The sequence below is a fragment of the Streptomyces sp. NPDC012888 genome, from assembly GCF_042900645.1.
In the GTDB taxonomy this organism is placed as follows: Bacteria; Actinomycetota; Actinomycetes; order Streptomycetales; family Streptomycetaceae; genus Streptomyces.
Genome location: NZ_JBIBBM010000026.1, coordinates 1 through 18,447 on the forward strand (window position 1 = coordinate 1; position 18,447 = coordinate 18,447).

An 18,447-nucleotide genomic window follows, 5' to 3' on the forward strand; every position below is an offset into this window, starting at 1 on the left:
TACATGGTGAACATGACGGGCTGGATGACGTCCAGGCGGTGCCAGTGGGTGGTGTCGGCGGTGCGCAGGATGGTTTCGATCGACCGGCCGTTCAGGTACGGGGCGAGAGCGGCATCGCAGTCGCGTACCGCTTCCGCGAACGCCGGTGACTGCTCCAACAGCTCGCGGCCCATGTCGGCCCACTCGCTGCCCTGGCCGGGGAAGACGAACACCACACCGCCCCGCTCCACCGCCGAAGCCGTGACGATGTCGCTGTGAGACCGTCCCTCCGCCAGCATCCGGAGCAGCTCCGCCGCCCGCGCGGAAGAGTCGGCCACCACGCCCGCCCGTTCGGCGAAGTGCGTGCGGGACCGCGCCGCCGTGAACGCGACGTCGGCGAGCGGGACGTCCGGGTGCTCGGTCAGCCAGTCCGCCCACCGCCCGGCCTGCTCGCGCAGCGCGGCCTGGTCCGAAGCGGATACGACGACGGGCAGGCTACGAGCCGGCCCGGCCCCCGCAGCGGCCCGAGCGGGCTCGGGCGCCTCCTCGATGACGACGTGGGCGTTCGTACCGCTGAGACCGAACGAGGACACACCCGCCCGCCGCACCCGCTCCCCGCGCTCCCACGCCCGGGCCTCCCGCAGCAGGTTCAGGCCGGTGGACTCCCAGTCGATGTGTGCGCTGGGCTCCTCCGCGTGGAGGGTCTTGGGCAGCATCTCGTGCTGGAGCGCCAGGATCATCTTGATCACGCCGTTGACGCCCGCCGCCGCCTGCGTGTGGCCGATGTTGGATTTGGCCGACCCGAGGTGGACCTCGTGCCGTCCGAAGACTTCGGCGAGCGCACCGGCTTCGATGGGGTCGCCGAGGGAGGTCCCGGTGCCGTGTGCCTCGATGGCGTCGATGTCGGTCGGGGCGAGGCGGGCGGCGGCCAGTGCGTCGTGGATGACGCGCTGCTGGGACGGCCCGTTCGGAGCGGTCAGGCCCTGGCTGCGCCCGTCCTGGTTGACGGCCGAGCCACGCATCACCGCCAGTACCCGGTCCCCGTCCCGCTCGGCCGCGGACAGCCGCTTCAGTACCACCATGCCGACGCCCTCGGACCAGCCGGCCCCGTCCGCCCGCGCCGAGAAGCTCTTGCAACGGCCGTCCGGAGACGTCGTCCTGAGCCGGCTGAACTCCACGAACGACGTCGGCGTCGACATCACCGTCACGCCGCCGACCAGCGCCAGGTCGCATTCGCCCTGCCGGAGGGCGCCGGCGGCCAGGTGCATGGCGACGAGCGACGAGGAGCAGGCCGTGTCGATGGTGACGGCCGGTCCCTGAAGTCCGAGCGCGTACGACACGCGGCCGGAGACGATGCTCCCCGCGTTGCCCGTACCGAGATACCCGTCCAGGGCCTCGAGACCTTGCCCCTGACGGTCGTAGTCGGAGCTCATCGCCCCCAGGTAGACGCCGGTCCGGCTGCCGCCCAGCGAATCGGGCCGGATGCCGGCCCGCTCCAGCGCCTCCCAGGCGGTTTCGAGTACGAGCCGCTGCTGCGGGTCCATCGACAGCGCCTCACGCGGCGAGATCCCGAAGAAGGCCGCGTCGAACCCCGCCACGTCCTCGAGGAACCCGCCCTCGCGGGTGTAGCTCTTGCCGACCGCCTCCGGGTCGGGGTCGTACAGGTCCAGCCCGTCCCAGCGGGAGGGGAGACCGCCGATCGCGTCGCCACCCGCCACGAGCAGCTCCCAGAAGCCCTCGGGTGTGTCGATCCCCCCGGGCAGGCGGCACGCCATGGACACGATCGCGATCGGGTCGTCGGCCGGGGAGGCCAAGCCCGGCTGCCAGTTGGTGACGTCGGCCGGGTCCGGCCCGGCGTCGAGGTCGAGGCGGTCGAGCAACAGGCCGGCCACGGCAGCGGGAGTCGGATAGTCGAAGGCGAGCGTGGCCGGCAGGGTGATTCCGGTCGCGGCGGACAGCTGACGCCGGAGCTCCACCGCCATCAGCGAGTCCAGGCCCTGCTCGGAGAAGAGCTGCTGTGGCTTGATGCTCTCGCCGTCCGCGACACCCAGTACCACCGCGGCCTCGCGCTGTACGAGCCGCAGCAGGAACTGCATGCGCTCGGGCTCGGCGAGCGGCAGCAATTGCCGTTGCAGGGCGTAGGCGTACCCATCCGTGCCCTCGGCACTCGCCCTAGCACGGTTCGCCCGTACGCGCACCAAGCCGCGCAACAGTCCGGGGACCTCCTCCCCGGACTCGGCCGCCGCCCGCTGCAGAGCAGCCGCTTCGAGCTTGACGGGGACGAGGTGCGCGTGGGGCTGTTCGAGCGCCGCGTCGAGGGCGGCCAACGCCTGGCCGGTCGTGAGCGCACCGATCCCGCGCCGTGACAGCCGTGCCAGTTCGGCCTGCCCCAGGTGTGCGGCCAGTCCAGTGCCGTCCTGCTGCTGCCAGAGGCCCCAGGAGAGGCTGGTGGCGGGCAGGCCCTGGTTGCGGCGGAGCACGGCGAGCGCGTCGAGGGCCGTGTTGGCGGCCGCGTAGTTGCTCTGGCCACTGCTGCCGAGGACACCGGACGTGGAGGAGAAGAGCACGAACGCGGCGAGGTCGAGGCCGAGTTCGGTGGACACCTCGTGCAGGTGGAGGGCGCCGAGGGCCTTGGGCGCCATGACGTGTGCGAGTCGTTCGGTGGTTTGGTCGGTGAGGAGTCCGTCGTCGAGGACGGCGGCGAGGTGGAAGATCCCGGTCCAGGGACGGGAGGGATCGACCCCCGTCAGGAGTGTCCGGACTTGCCGCTCGTCAGCGACGTCGCACGCGAGGACCTGGACGGTCTCGGCCCCGGCGTCGGTCAGTTCGCCGATCAGGTCGTGGATACCGGGGGCTTGGTCGCCGCGGCGGCTGGTGAGGACGAGGTGGCGGATGCCGTGCCGGGTCACGAGGTGGCGGGCGAGGGCCCGGCCCAGCTCGCCGGTGCCGCCGGTGATCAGGACCGTGCCTGCCGGGTCGAGACGTCGGCCCTCTGCGTCGGTCTCGTCAGTGGCGCGGACCAGCCGTGGGGCGAGGACCTGTCCGTCACGGAGGACGAGCTCCGGTTCCCGCTTGACGGACAGGACAGGCGCCAGGTCCTCATCGGCGGTTGAGGCGTCGATGAAACGGATGACGCGTTCGGGGTGTTCGTTGCGTGCGGAGCGGGCGAGTCCCCAGAGAGCGGCCTGGGCGGGGTCGTCGATGGCGCCGCTCGTGACGAGGACGAGTTCGCCGGTCGTCGTGGCGTCGGTGAGGGCTTCCTGGAGGGCGGTCAGGCCGCGTGACGCGATCTCGGTGGCGGTGCCGGTCCAGGCGCGGGCGTCGATGACGGTCCGCTCGGCCGCTGCCGTCACCGGGCTGGTGACCGGCTGGAACTCCACCCGGTACAGGTGATCCACCGGAGCGGTCGTCCGCATCTGGTCGGCGGTCACCTCCCGCAGGTGCAGCCGACCGGCAGCAACCGGCTCACCGGCCGGGTCCGACAGCCAGAGATCAAGAGCAGCGCCCGACGTGTCGACATCCGCACGGACACGGAACTCCGTTCCGCCGACCGCCGACAGCTCGACGTCCGTCCACTCGACCGGAAGCAGGACCCCCGTCGAACGTTCCTGCGCGGCCGCCGATCCCTTCAGGACGTGCAGCGCGGCGTCCAGGAGCGCCGGGTGGATGCCGAAGTCTCCCGCGGGCACCTCTTCCGGGAGCCGGACGAGCCCGTAGGCGCTCTGCTCGTCCCGCCAGAGTTCGGTCAGGCCCTGGAAGGCCGGTCCGTAGTCGATGCCCTGTTCGCGGAAGTGCTCGTAGAAGTCGCTCAGGTCGACCCGCTCGCTCCCGGCGACGGGCCACTGGCGCAGTGACTCGAAGCCTGCGGCGGCGGGTCCCCGGCTTTCGCCCAGTCGGCCGCCGGCGTGCTGGGTCCAGGACTCGTCGCGCCGGCTGAACACGGCGACGTGTCCCTGGTTGACGGTGACCTGGAGGCGCAGGTCGCCCTCCTCGGGCAGGACGAGCGGCTCCAGCAGGGTGAGCTCCTCGACCCGGCCGCGCCCCACGTGGTGGCCGACGGCGAGTGCGAGGTCGAGCAGGGCCGTACCCGGCGCGATCACGGTGCCGAACACGGCATGGTCGTTGAGCCAGGGGAACTCGCGGCGCGAGATCCGGCCGCTGAAGACGTGTCCCTCACCATCGGCGAGCACGGTCACCGCACCGAGCCACGGGTGCTCCGCCGTCTCCAGCCCCACCGACGCAACATCACCCGACGAGTTGATGCGCTGCCAGTACCGCTCGCGTTGGAAGGCGTAGGTGGGGAGGTCGAGGTGGGTTCCGGTGCCGAGGGCGGGTGTCCAGTCGATGGTGTGGCCGTGGTTGTGGAGTTCGACGAGTGCGGTCAGGAAGCCCTGCACCTCGTTGGTGTGGCGTTGGGTGGTGGGGGTGAGGTGGCTGGTGGTGTCTTCGGGCAGGTTTTCGGCGGTGAGGGGGGTGAGGACCGCTTGGGGTCCGATTTCGAGGTAGTGGCGGGTGCCGGTCTGGTCGAGGTGGTGGATCTGCTGGTCGAAGTGGACGGTGTCGCGGATGTGCCGGACCCAGTAGTCGGCGTCCCGCTGGCCGTCGACGGGTGGCATGTCGATGGTGGGCGGGTTGTAGGTCAGCGTGCGGGTGATCTGGTGGAAGGCGTCGAGCATGGGTTCCATCAGGGTGGAGTGGAACGCGTGCGAGACGGTCAGGCGCCGCGTCTTGTGACCCCGCTCCTCCAGGACCGCAGCCAGCGCGAGGACGGCCTCTTCGCCACCGGAGAGAACCACTGACTGCGGCCCGTTGACGGCGGCAATGTCGACATTGCCGGTGATCAGTTCACGGACGTCTGTCTCGCCGGCGCGGACGGAGACCATGGCCCCGCCGCGGGGCAGTTCGCCCATCATCCGGGCTCGGGCCGCTACGAGGGTGCAGGCGTCGGCCAGGGACAGGACGCCGGCGATGTGTGCTGCGGCGATCTCGCCGACGGAGTGCCCGGTGACCGCATCGGGCTGGATCCCGAAGGATTCCACGAGCCGGTAGAGAGCGACTTCGTAGGCGAAGAGGGCGGGTTGGGTGATGTGCGTGTCGTGGATGTCGTCGCTGGAGGAGAACGCGATCTGCTTCACGTCCTCCTCGAAGTGCGCGCAGACGGTGTCGAAGGCTTCGGCGAAGGCGGGGAACGCCTGGTACAGGTCGCGGCCCATGCCCGGGCGCTGCGCGCCCTGCCCGGAGAACAGGAACGCCAGACGCGGCGGTGTACCCGCAGCCGCCGGGCCGACCCCACCGCCGGCGTCGGCGATGGCTCGCAGTCCGGTGATCAGTTCGTTCATCGACCCTGCGACGACACCGGCCCGGTAGGGGAAGACCGTGCGCCGGGCAGCCGAGTACGCGACGTCCGCGAGCACCGATTCCGGGCGCTCCTCCAGCCACTCCGCCAGCCGGCCCGCCTGGCCCCGTACCGCCCCCTCGGTGCGCCCGGAGACCACCACGGGAACCGCGGGCAGCAGTCGGCCCGGGCCATCGGCCGGGGGCTCCGCAGCCACGGTCACCGGTGCTTCCTCCACCACCAGGTGCGCGTTGGTGCCGCTCAGCCCGAACGACGAAACGCCCGCGCGCCGGACCCGCTCGCCCTTGGGCCAGTCACGGGCCTGCTGGAGCAGGGTGAGGCCACTGTCCGCCCAGTCGACGTGCGGGCTGGGCTCTTCCGCGTGCAGGGTCTTGGGCAGCATCTCGTGCTGGAGTGCCAGCACCATCTTCATCAGGCCGATCACACCCGCCGCCGCCTGGGCGTGTCCCAGGTTGGACTTGGACGACCCGAGGAAGACCTCGTGCCGTCCGAAGACTTCGGCGAGCGCACCGGCTTCGATGGGGTCGCCGAGGGAGGTCCCGGTGCCGTGTGCCTCGACGGCGTCGATGTCCTGCGGCTTGAGGCGGGCGGCTGCCAGAGCGTCGTGGATGACGCGCTGCTGGGACGGCCCGTTCGGAGCGGTCAGGCCCTGGCTGCGCCCGTCCTGGTTGACCGCCGAGCCACGGATCACCGCCAGCACCCGGTCCCCGTCCCGCTCGGCCGCCGACAGCCGCTTCAGCAGTACGACACCACAGCCCTCGGCCCACCCCACACCGTCGGCCCCCGCCGAGAAGCTCTTGCAGCGCCCGTCCGCGGCCATCCCCTTGAGCCGGCTGAACTCCACCAGCAGGGAAGGGGTCGACATGACCGTGACCCCGCCCGCGAGCGCGAGGTCGCACTCGCCCTGGCGCAGGGCAGTGGCCGCCAGGTGCAGGGCCACGAGCGAGGACGAGCAGGCCGTGTCGATCGTGACCGCCGGCCCCTGTAGTCCCAGCGCGTACGACACACGGCCCGAGACGACGCTGCTGGCGTTGCCGGTCTTCACGTAGCCGTCGAGGGCGGCGAAGTCGTGCCCCTGGTGGTTGCCGTAGTCGGTGCTCATCGTGCCGAGGTAGACGCCGGTACGGCTCTCCCGGAGCGACTCCGGCCGGATCCCCGCCCGCTCAAGCACCTCCCAGGACGTCTCCAGCGCCAGCCGCTGCTGCGGGTCCATCGACAGCGCCTCGCGCGGCGAGATCCCGAAGAAGGCCGCGTCGAACCCCTCCACGCCCTCCAGGAACCCGCCCTCGCGCGCGTAGCTCTTTCCGACGGCCTCCGGATCGGGGTCGTAGTAGTCCAGGCCCTCCCAGTGGGAGGGAGACCCGCCGACGGCGTCGCCGCCACCGGCCAGCAACTTCCAGAAGCCCTCCGGGGTGTCGATCCCGCCGGGGAGACGACACGCCATCGAAACGACCGCGATCGGCTCGTGGAAGCGTGCGTCCAGGTCCGCCGCACGCTTCTGGAGGAGGCGGATGGCGGGCAGAGCGCGTTCCAGTTGGGCCTGGTCCGGTTGAGTCATCTCTGGGGGCTTCCTCTGCGTGACGGTGTCGGTTTCGGTGGGGGAGTGGGGATCAGCCGTCCGCCCCGGCGGCTTCGAGGAACGCGTTCAGCTCGGCGTTGATGTCGTCGATCGACCGCTCCTCCGGGTCCGGCCCGGCGGACGTGGGCGACGCCGCGGCTGGCGGCGCGCCTGCGCCGTCGGCGGCGGGGCCGTCGTCCTCCCGCGTCGTCAGGTCCACGAGTGCGTCGAGCAGGCCACTGCGCTGGAGCCGGTCCGCGGAGACACGTTCCAGTACCCACCGCAGTACGTCCGCGGGGCCGCCGGACGGGCCCGCCTGCGGGGCCGGGGCGTCCGAGACCCCCAGACGCTCCGTCACCAGCCGGGTGATGGCGCCGGGCGTCGGGTAGTCGAACACCAGGGTCGCCGGCAGGGACGTGCCCGTGGCCGCGGCGATCCGCCTCCGCAGCTCGACGGCCATCAACGAGTCCAACCCCAGTTCCTTCAGCACCTGGTCAGGGGCGAGACCGGCGGTACCGCCGAGCCCCAGCACCTGCGCGAGCTCGTTCAGGACGACCTCCCCGACCCGCCCGGCGCGCTGGTCGGCGGGCAGCGCCAGCAGGGCCTCGCGCAACGACTTCTCCGGGGCCTCGCCGGCGCCCGTGCCGCCGGACCGGCGTCGGACGCCCGTACGCACCAGCGCGCGGAACAGCGCCGGAACCACGCCGTCCTCCTCAGCACCCCGCCGGACCGCCGCCAGATCCAGGGCTGCGGGCACGAGGTGCGCGGAGCCGTGCCCGACCACCCGGTCGAGCAGCCGGAGCCCCTGCTCCGGCGGCAGCGGGGCGATGCCCTGGCGGCGCATACGGGACAGGTCTGCGTCGCCGAGGTGCGCGGCCAGGCCGTTGCCGTCCTGCTGCTGCCAGAGGCCCCAGGAGAGGCTGGTGGCGGGCAGGCCCAGGCTGTGGCGGAGCGCGGCCAGGGCGTCGAGTGCGGTGTTGGCGGCGGCGTACGTGCTCTGACCTGCCGTACCCAGCACACCGGCCGCGCCCGAGTAGAGGACGAAGGCGTCGAGGTCGAGGCCGAGTTCGGTGGACACCTCGTGCAGGTGGAGGGCGCCGAGGGCCTTGGGCGCCATGACGTGTGCGAGTCGTTCGGTGGTTTGGTCGGTGAGGAGTCCGTCGTCGAGGACGGCGGCGAGGTGGAAGATCCCGGTCCAGGGACGGGACGGGTCGACCCCCGTCAGGAGTGTCCGGACTTGCCGCTCGTCAGCGACGTCGCACGCGAGGACCTGGACGGTCTCGGCCCCGGCGTCGGTCAGTTCGCCGATCAGGTCGTGGATACCGGGGGCTTGGTCGCCGCGGCGGCTGGTGAGGACGAGGTGGCGGATGCCGTGCCGGGTCACGAGGTGGCGGGCGAGGGCCCGGCCCAGCTCGCCGGTGCCTCCCGTGATCAGGACCGTTCCCTCGGCGTCCAGCTCTCGAGCGGAGCTGTCCGTGTCGGCGGTGGCACGGACCAGGCGGGGGGCGAAGACCTGCCCGTCACGGAGGAGGAGCTCGGGTTCGCCGGTGACCCGAAGTGCTGCGCCGAGTGCCTCGTCGTCGTCGGTGTCGATGAGACGGATGACGCGTTCGGGGTGTTCGTTGCGTGCGGAGCGGGCGAGTCCCCAGAGAGCGGCGTGTGCCGGATCGGAGACGGCGCCGCTCGTGACGAGTACGAGTTCACCGGTCGTCGTGGCGTCGGCGAGGGCTTCCTGGAGGGCGGTCAGGCCGCGTGCGGCGATCTCGGTGGGGGTGCCGGTCCAGGTCCGGGCGTCGATGACGGTCTGCTCGACCCCTCCCGTCCCCGGCTTCGTGACCGGCTGGAACTCCACCTGGTAGAGGTGATCCACCCCGGTGGCCGTTCGGATCCGGTCGGCGGTGGCCCGCCGCAGGTGCAGTCCATCGGCCTGGGCCACAGGGGCACCTGCCGCGTCGGCGACGAGCACACGAAGCAGCTGCGCGCCGTCCCCCGACGAGCCCTCGACCCTGTCGACACGAACACGCAGTTCCGTACCACCCGCCACCTCCAGCCGCACGGACCCCCACTCGAAGGGGAGGAGCACGCCGTCCATGTCCCCGGAATCGGGGACGACGCCCTTGAAGGTGTGCAGCGCGGCGTCCAGGAGGGCCGGGTGGATGCCGAAGTCTCCCGCGGGCACGTCTTGCGGGAGCCGGACGAGTCCGTAGGCGCTCTGCTCGTCCCGCCAGAGTTCGGTCAGGCCCTGGAAGGCCGGTCCGTAGTCGAGGCCCTGTTCGCGGAAGTGCTCGTAGAAGTCGCTCAGGTCGACCCGCTCGCTCCCGGCGACGGGCCACTGGCGCAGTGACTCGAAGCCTTCGGCGGCGGGTCCCCGGCTTTCGCCCAGTCGGCCGTCGGCGTGCTGGGTCCAGGACTCGTCGCGCCGGCCGTGGATGGTGAGGTGACCTTCGGTGACGGTGATCTGGAGGCGGACGTCGCCGTCGTCCGGCAGGACGAGCGGCTCCAGCAGGGTGAGCTCCTCGACCTGCCCCGACCCCAGGTGGTGGCCGACGGCGAGTGCGAGGTCGAGCAGGGCCGTGCCGGGGACGATGACCGTGCCGTGCACCATGTGGTCGGTGAGCCAGGGGAACTCGCGGCGCGAGATCCGGCCACTGAAGACGTGCCCCTCACCGTTCGCCAGCTCCGTGACCGCACTCAGCCACGGGTGCCCGGCGGAGTCGAGGCCTGCGGCAGCTACGTCACCGGTGTCGCGCGGAAGGTCCACCCAGAACCGTTCGCCCTGGAAGGCGTACGTCGGTAGAGCGACCCGCGAGACACCGGCCTGACTGCTCCAGTCCATGGTGTGGCCGTGGGTGTGGAGTTCGACGAGTGCGGTCAGGAAGCCGTGGACTTCTTTGGTGTGGCGTTGGGTGGTGGGGGTGAGGTGGCTGGTGGTGTCTTCGGGCAGGTTTTCGGCGGTGAGGGGGGTCAGTACGGCCTGGGGTCCGATTTCGAGGTAGTGGCGGGTGCCGGCCTGGTCGAGGTGGTGGATCTGCTGGTCGAAGTGGACGGTGCCGCGGACGTGCCGGACCCAGTAGTCGGCGTCCCGCTGACCGTCGACGGGTGGCATGTCGATCGTGGGCGGCTTGTAGGTCAGCGTGCGGGTGATCTGGTGGAAGGCGTCGAGCATGGGTTCCATCAAGGCTGAGTGGAACGCGTGCGAGACGGTCAGACGCCGCGTCTTGTGGCCTCGCTCCTCCAGGACCGCGGCCACGGCGAGGACGGCTTCCTCGTCCCCGGACAGAACCACTGACTGCGGTCCGTTGACGGCGGCGATGTCGACATTGCCGGTGATCAGTTCACGGACGTCTGTCTCGTTGGCGCGGACGGAGACCATGGCCCCGCCGCGGGGCAGGTTGCCCATCATCCGGGCTCGGGCCGCTACGAGGGTGCAGGCGTCGGCCAGCGACAGGACACCGGCGACGTGTGCGGCGGCGATCTCGCCCACGGAGTGCCCGGTGACCGCATCGGGCCGGATCCCGAAGGACTCCATGAGCCGGTAGAGAGCGACTTCGTAGGCGAAGAGGGCGGGTTGGGTGATGTGCGTGTCGTGGATCTCGGGCCCGCCGCTGAACACGACGGCCTTGAGCTCGCCGTCGAAGTGGGCGCACACGGCGTCGAAGGCTTCGGCGAAGGCGGGGAAGGCCTGGTACAGGTCGCGGCCCATGCCAGGGCGCTGCGCGCCTTGTCCGGAGAACAGGAACGCCAGACGCGGTGCAGCGGTGACCGGACCCGTGCCGGACGCGTCGTCGTCGGCGATGGCTCGCAGTCCGGTGATCAGTTCGTCCATCGACCCTGCGACGACACCGGCCCGGTAGGGGAAGACCGTGCGCCGGGCAGCGGAGTACGCGACGTCCGCGAGCACCGATTCCGGGCGTGCCTCCAGCCAGTCCGCCAGCCGGCCCGCGTTCTCCGCGCGCGCGGCGGCCGTGTGCCCGGACACCACCACCGGAACAGGAACAGGAGCCGGAGCAGTGGTCCGCGGCTCGTCCCGAGCCTCGACCACCGGAGCTTCCTCCAGCACCACGTGCGCGTTGGTGCCGCTCAGCCCGAACGACGAAACGCCCGCGCGCCGCACCCGCTCACCCCGCGCCCACGGCGTCAACTCGTCCACGACCCGCACAGGCAGCTCGTCCCACGCGATGTTGGGGTTGCGCGGCGAGCTGTGCAACGTGGCGGGCAGGGCCTCGTGCCGGAACGAGGCGAGGACCTTGCAGACCCCCGCGATGCCGGCGGCCGACTCCAGGTGGCCGATGACGCTCTTCGCCGTGCCCAGGGCCAGTGGCTGCCCGGCCCCGCGCCCGTCGCCGTACACGGTCGCCAGTGCCTGCACTTCGATCGGATCGCCCAGCGAGGTCCCAGTGCCGTGGCATTCCACGTAGTCCACGTCGGCCGGTGCCAGGCCGGCGGCTCCCAGGGCCGTCCGCAGCACCTTCTGCTGCGAGGTGCCGTTCGGAGCGGTGATGCCGCTGCTGGCCCCGTCGTGGTTGACCGCCGTCGACCTGATGACCCCGAGTACGTCGCGTCCCTGCGCGAGGGCGTCGCCCAGCCGCATGACGGCGATGACGCCGACGCCTTCGCCGCGCCCGTACCCGTCCGCCGCCGCGGAGAACGTCTTGCTGCGGCCGTCCGCCGCCAGCGCGTGCGACCGGCTGAGCGCCACGAACGCACCCGGATCCGCGAGGACCTGCACGCCGCCCGCCAGAGCGAGGTCGCACTCCCCGTTCCGCAGCGATTCGGCCGCCAGGTGCAGGGCGACCAGCGACGAGGAGCAGGCGGTGTCGACGGCGAGGGCCGGCCCCTGGAGCCCGAGGTGGTAGGAGAGCCGGCCGGCGTGGAAGCTCGGCAGGCTGCCGGTTAGCGTGTACGTGTCCGCGCCGGAGCCCAGGCGGTACTTCCCGTACTCACCGGGGCCCGCCCCGACGAACACGCCGGTGCTGCTGTCCCGCAGGTCGCGTGGCCTGAACCCGGCGTCCTCCAGCGAGGTCCAGGCCGCCTCCAGCAGCAGCCGGTGCTGGGGGTCCATCGGTGCGGCCTCACGGGGCGAGATGCCGAAGAACGAGGCGTCGAACGTGGCGACGTCGTCCAGGAAGGACGCGTGCCGCACGTACGTCCTGCCCTCGGCGTCCGGATCGGGATCGTAGAACCGCGCCACGTCGAACCGGTCCTCCGGGACCGGTGACACGGTGTCCCGTCCCTCGGCGAGGACCTCCCAGAAGCTGTCCAGGTCATGTGCGCCGCCGGGCATCCGCAGGCCCACGCCCACCACGGCCAGGGGTTCGTCGGAGCGCCGGGCGGAACGTGCGGAACGTGCGGGACTGGCGGACCCCGCCGTCCCGCCGGCCGGGGCGTCCGTCTCCGCGGACCCGGCGGGCGCCAGTTCCGCCAGCAGCCAGCCGGCGGCGGCGAGCAGGTTCGGGCAGTCGTACACCAGCGTCCTGGGCGTGACGACGCCGCAACGCTCCTGGACCCGGTGGCTGAAACGCACCGCCATCATCGAGTCGAAGCCGAGGTCCTTGAAACCCCGTTCGGGGTCGAGGGACGTCGGGTCCGCCACCCCCAGGACGGCAGCCGCCTCGGTGCCCAGCACCCGCAGCACGTGCGGGATCCGGGCCGCCTCGGGCAGACCGGCGACCGTCTCCCGCAGCGGATGGGCACCCGCAGCCGATCCGTTTCGCCCGGCGGCGGCCGCCGCCCGGGCCTCGGGGACCTCCCCCAGCAGCGGTCGCAGCCCGCGCGGACTGAAGGCGGTCAGCGCTCGCGGCCAGTCGACGTCCGCCACGACGACCGTACGTCCGCCACCCAGCGCCGGCGCCGACGCCAGCGCCAGCTCCAGCCCGGCCACGGCCTTGGCCGCGGGCATCGGTACCAGGCCGTTCTCCCGCAGCAGGGTGCCGGTCTCGCCGTCGGCCATACCACCCTCGGCCCACGGCCCCCACGCGACGGAGACCACCGGCAGCCCGGCCGCCCCCCGGTGCGCGGCCAGCGCGTCCAGGCCCGCGTTCGCCATGGCGTAACTGCCCTGGCCGGTGTTGCCGAGGGTCCCGATCACCGAGGAGAAGAGGACGAACGCGTCCAGCTCGCACTCCTGGGTGAGCGCGTGCAGGGCCCACGCCCCGCCGAGTTTCGGGGCGGCCACCGCCTCCACCTCGGCGGCGGTGAGGCCGTCGAGCAGCTTGTCGTCCACCACGCCCGCCGTGTGGAACACGGACCGCAGCGGAGCCGATCCGTCCTGGCGGAGCGCCGCGACCAGCTCGGCCGTCTGCCCGGGGTCGCTGATGTCGCAGGCGGCCAGGGTGACGCGCACACCGCTCGCCTCCAGTTCCGCGCGCAGCCCGGCCGCTCCCGGGGCCGCCGGGCCCCGGCGGGACGCGAGCACGATGTGCTCGGTGCCCCGGGAGGCCAGGAACCGGGCGACGTGAGCGGCGAGCGCACCACTGCCACCGGTGACGAGCGCCGTACCGCGCCCGGCCCAGCCGGGCACGGCAGCCGACGCGGTCACGCGTCGCAGGCGGCGTACGAACCGGCCGGCGGGCCGCAGCGCCACGTGCTCCTCGCCGTCGGTCCCCGCCACCGTGCCCAGCAGCTGGGCGGCGGTGGCCGGGTCGACCTCCTCGGGCAGGTCGACCAGACCGCCCCAGCGCTTGCCGTGCTCCAGGGCCACGACGTGGCCCAGGCCCCACACCTGTGCCTGCCAGGGGCGGGCCACCGCGTCCTCCGCGTGGGCCCGTACGGCACCACGGGTGACGATCCACAGCGGTGCCCCGACGCCCTCGTCACCGAGGGCCTGGACCAGGGCGAGGGTCTGCGAGGTGCCGCACGGCAGGGCGGCCCCGGTGTCGGCGGCTTCCGCCTCGTCCAGCGGGGTGCAGGCCAGTACGCCGCGCAACTCGCCCAGGAGCCCGGCCGGTACGGCGGCCAGCCCGGCCGCGTACTCGGCCCGGCTTCCGGCAGCCGGGACCACGTGCACGCGCGCACCCACAGCTTCGAGCGCGGCGGCGAGGCCGGGAGGAGGTGCGACGAGCAGCCAGGGGCCGGCGGCCCGGCCGGGGGCGGCCCGGAGCGCGGGAACCCGCTGCCAGACCTCCTCGTACAGCCAGCCCGCGACTTGGCCGGTGTGGGCGTGGCGGCCGTGCCAGGCGGCGAGGCGCGGCAGCACGGCGGCCGCGGCCCCGGTGTCGTCCAGCCCGAGCAACTGCGCCAGCTCCTCGGGACTACCGCTGGCCACCGCCTCCCACAGCGCTTCTTCGGCGCGACTGCGCGTCCCCACCGGCGCGCTGCCGGCCGGGTCGTCCAGCCAGTACCGCTCGCGTTGGAAGGCGTAGGTGGGGAGGTCGAGGTGGGTTCCGGTGCCGACGATGGGTGCCCAGTCGATGGTGTGGCCGTGGGTGTGGAGTTCGACGAGTGCGGTCAGGAAGCCCTGCACCTCGTTGGTGTGGCGTTGGGTGGTGGGGGTGAGGTGGCTGGTGGTGTCTTCGGGCAGGTTCTCGGCGGTGAGGGGGGTCAGGACCGCCTGGGGTCCGATTTCGAGGTAGTGGCGGGTGCCGGCCTGGTCGAGGTGGTGGATGTGCTGGTCGAAGTGGACGGTGTCGCGGACGTGCCGGACCCAGTAGTCGGCGTCCCGCTGGCCGTCGACGGGTGGCATGTCGATGGTGGGCGGGTTGTAGGTCAGCGTGCGGGTGATCTGGTGGAAGGCGTCGAGCATGGGTTCCATCAGGGTGGAGTGGAACGCGTGCGAGACGGTCAGGCGCCGCGTCTTGTGACCCCGCTCCTCCAAGACCGCGGCCAGCGCGAGGACGGCTTCCTCGCCACCGGAGAGAACCACTGACTGCGGCCCGTTGACGGCGGCAATGTCGACATTGCCGGTGAGCAGTTCACGTATGTCTGTCTCGCCGGCGCGGACGGAGACCATGGCCCCGCCGCGGGGCAGTTCGCCCATCATCCGGGCTCGGGCGGAGACGAGGGTGCAGGCGTCGGCCAGGGACAGGACACCGGCGACGTGTGCGGCGGCGATCTCGCCCACCGAGTGCCCGGTGACGGCATCGGGCCGGATCCCGAAGGATTCCACGAGCCGGTAGAGAGCGACCTCGTAGGCGAAGAGAGCGGGCTGGGTGATGTGCGTGTCGTGGATGTCGTCGCTGGAGGAGAACGCGATCTGCTTCACGTCCTCCTCGAAGTGCGCGCAGACGGCGTCGAAGGCTTCGGCGAAGGCGGGGAACGCCTGGTACAGGTCGCGGCCCATGCCAGGGCGCTGCGCGCCCTGCCCGGAGAACAGGAACGCCAGACGCGGTGCGGCGGTGACCGGACCCGTGCCGGTGGCGTCGTCGTGGGCGATGGTTCGCAGTCCGGTGATCAGTTCGTCCATCGACCCTGCGACGACACCGGCCCGGTAGGGGAAGGCCGTGCGCCGGGCAGCCGAGTACGCGACGTCCGCGAGCACCGACTCCGGCCGCTCCTCCAGCCACTCCGCCAGCCGGCCCGCGTTCTCCGCGCGCGCGGCGGCCGTGTGCCCCGACACCACCACCGGAACAGGAACCGCAACGGACCCCGTGCCGGTCACCGCCGCCCAGTCCACGTCCACTCCGGCGCACCACAGCAGGCCCGCCAGGTCCTCCAGGCCCTGGCGGGCCGGCTGGTCGCGCCGGCAGGTGGCGAGGGCCTCGGCCGTCTCCGAGACGGTGGCCAGGGTGCGGGCGATGGACACCCGGGCGACCGGGTGCGGGGCGATCTCCACGACGCGGACGTCGTCCCCGTACTGCCGGGCCACTTCACGGACGGTCTCGTCGAGCAGCATCGGCCCGCACATGTTGGCTGCCCAGTACGCGGCGTCCAGGGCCGGGCCGTCGACGGGGGCGGCGGTGACGGTGGACAGCAGGGGGAGCGTCCCGGCGCGACCGCGGACGTCCCCGAGGCGGTCGAGCAGTTCGGCGGTGAGGGGCCGCAGGACGGAGCTGTGGGAGGGGTAGTCGATGTCGACGCGGTGTACGCGGACTCCGGCGGCCTCCAGTTCGCGCTCCGCCCGGACGACCGCCTCGGTCGGCCCGGACAGGCAGACCTGGCCGGGCGCGAGGTGACCGGCGATGTCCAGCGGTGTACCGGAGGTGTACTCGCGGGCACGGTCGGCCGGGAGGTCGCACACGATCAGGGTGCCGCGGCCGGCGGCCCGTTCGGCGATCAGAGCGGACCAGGCCGTGATGACGCGGGCGCCCTCGCGCACCGTGAGCGCGCCGGCGGTGACGGCCGCGGCGACCTCGCCGATGCTCTGGCCGAGGACGACGTCGGGCGCCCGGCCCCACGACCGCAAGGTCCGGGCGAGGGCCACCTGTACGGCGAACAGGACGGGCTGCACGACGTCGGTGCCCCGGAGCGCGGCACCGCCGTCGGCCGCGCAGAGCCGTTCCGTGACGGACCAGCCGGTGAACTCCTGTACGGCGGCGTCGCACTCCTCCAGCGCGGCACGGAAGGCGGGTTCGCCGAGGAGGTCGCGGCCCATGCCGAGCCACTGGGAGCCGTGCCCGGAGAAGAACCAGGCGACGGCGGCCCGCCCGGCCGGCCTGCCGGGCAGCTCCGCGACGGCGGTGTCCAGGGCCGCGGCGGCCAGCGACGGGTGGTCGACGGCCGCGAAGACCCGGTGGGCGCCGGTGCCGTACGGCAGTGCCGTGCCGTACGGCTGTCCGGTGCCGGCGGGGGTCCCGGCCGGCGGCTCCGCGGTCAGGGCGCGGCACACGGTCCGGGCGGCCGCGGCGAGTTCCGGTGTGCTGGGGGCTGCGACCGGGAGCAGGACGCGACGGTGGTACGGGGCCCCCTCCAGGGCGACGTGGGCGTTGCTGCCACCGAACCCGAAGGCGCTGACGCCCGCGTAGCGGCGGGTGGCCCGGGGCCAGGGCCGGCGGGTGGTGACGACCTCGAGGCGGCTGCCGGTGAAGTCGATGTGCGGGTTGGGGGTCTCGAAGTGGAGGCTGGCCGGGAGCTCGCCGTGGTGCAGGGCCAGGGCCGTCTTCATCAGGCCGACGACTCCGGCGGCCGGTTCGAGGTGCCCGAAGTTGGTCTTGGCGGAGCCGATCGCGAGGGCCCCGGTGCGTCCTTCGGCGAAGACGCTGCCGAGGGCCTCCGCCTCGATCGGGTCGCCGAGCAGGGTGCCGGTGCCGTGCGCCTCGACGTACGAGACCTCGCGGGGGGCGACGCCCGCGTCACGCCACGCGGCGCGCAGTACGTCCCGCTGGGCCTCGGGGTTGGGCGCGGTCAGGCCGTTGGACGCGCCGTCGTTGTTGACGGCGCTGCCGCGGATGACGGCGTAGACGCGGTCGCCGGCGGCCAGCGCGTCGGACAGGCGGCGCAGGACGACGACACCGCAGCCCTCGGCACGGACGTAGCCGTTCGCGCCGGCGTCGAAGGCGCGGCACTGGCCGTCGGGGTTCATGCCGCCGAACTTCGTCATGGCGACGGTGGTGTGCGGGTGCAGCATCACGTTGACCCCGCCGGCCAGGGCGAGGTCGGACTCGCCGCTGCGCAGGCTCCGCACCGCGAGGTGGGTGGCGGTCAGGGAGGAACTGCAGGCGGTGGCGACGGACATGGCCGGGCCCTGGAGGCCGAGGGCGTACGCGATGCGGGCGGAGACGACGGAACCGTCCCAGCCGGTGGCGGAGTGCGTGCCGATGGCCTCGGCGGACGCGCCGGTGGCCAGGTGGTACTCCTGCGCCATGGTCCCGAGGAAGACGCCGGTACGGGTGCCGGTGAGCGAGCCGGGGCGGATGCGGGCGTCCTCGAACGCGGACCAGGACGCTTCCAGGGCCAGCCGTTGCTGGGGGTCCATCTGCCGGGCTTCGGCCGGGGAGATGCGGAAGAAGCCGGCGTCGAAGTGGGCGACGTCGTCGACGAACCCGCCCCAGCGGGTGGTCATCCGGCCCGGGGCGTCGAGGTCCTCGTCCAGCCAGTCGGCGGCGTTCCACCGGTCGGCGGGCACTTCGGTGACCGCGTCGAGCCCTTCGGTGAGGGCCTGCCACAGCGCCTGCGGGCCGTCGACGCCGCCGGGCAGGCGGCAGCCGATGCCGACGATCGCGACGGGCTCGTGGAGGACGGCGTCCCGGGACTGGCCGGCGGTCCACGAGCCGGCGGCGGCGGGCGGCACGGCCGGGGCCGGGTCGCCGGGGTCGCCGGGGTCGCCGGGGTCGCCGGCGAGGTGGGCGGCGAGGGCGGCGGCCGTGGGGTACTGCCAGACGGCCCAGGCGGGCACCGGCCGGCCCAGGTGCTCGGACAGCCGGGACGTCAGGGCGACGGTACGGGCGGAGTCCAGGCCCAGCTCCCGCAACGGGCGGTCCGCCGGCAGCGGCTGCCCGGGGCTGCCCAGCAGCTCCGCGACGGTGTCCAGGACGAGTCGCGTGAGGTCCCCGAGCGCCGGGGAGGATCCGTGGTCGCCCGTCGTGGTGGCCGTGCTCATGCGATACCTCGCCCTTCGTGGACCCGAGTCCGCGCGGGCTCGCCCCGGCCCGTGCACGGACACACCTGGATCCAGCCTGGT

2 protein-coding genes are annotated in these 18,447 nt (G+C 72.9%); both read right to left on the reverse strand.

Annotated features, from left to right (window positions below; genetic code table 11):
• The coding region (locus ACFY61_RS31745; protein WP_389477894.1) for an SDR family NAD(P)-dependent oxidoreductase at positions 1-6,893 on the reverse strand (6,893 nt) is incomplete at its 3' end.
• Between the two features lie 52 nt (positions 6,894-6,945).
• Positions 6,946-18,366 carry an SDR family NAD(P)-dependent oxidoreductase gene (locus ACFY61_RS31750; RefSeq protein WP_389477897.1) on the reverse strand — a complete coding sequence of 3,807 codons (11,421 nt, stop codon included), beginning with the start codon at positions 18,364-18,366 and terminating at the stop codon, positions 6,946-6,948.
• Positions 18,367-18,447: the final 81 nt, after the last annotated feature.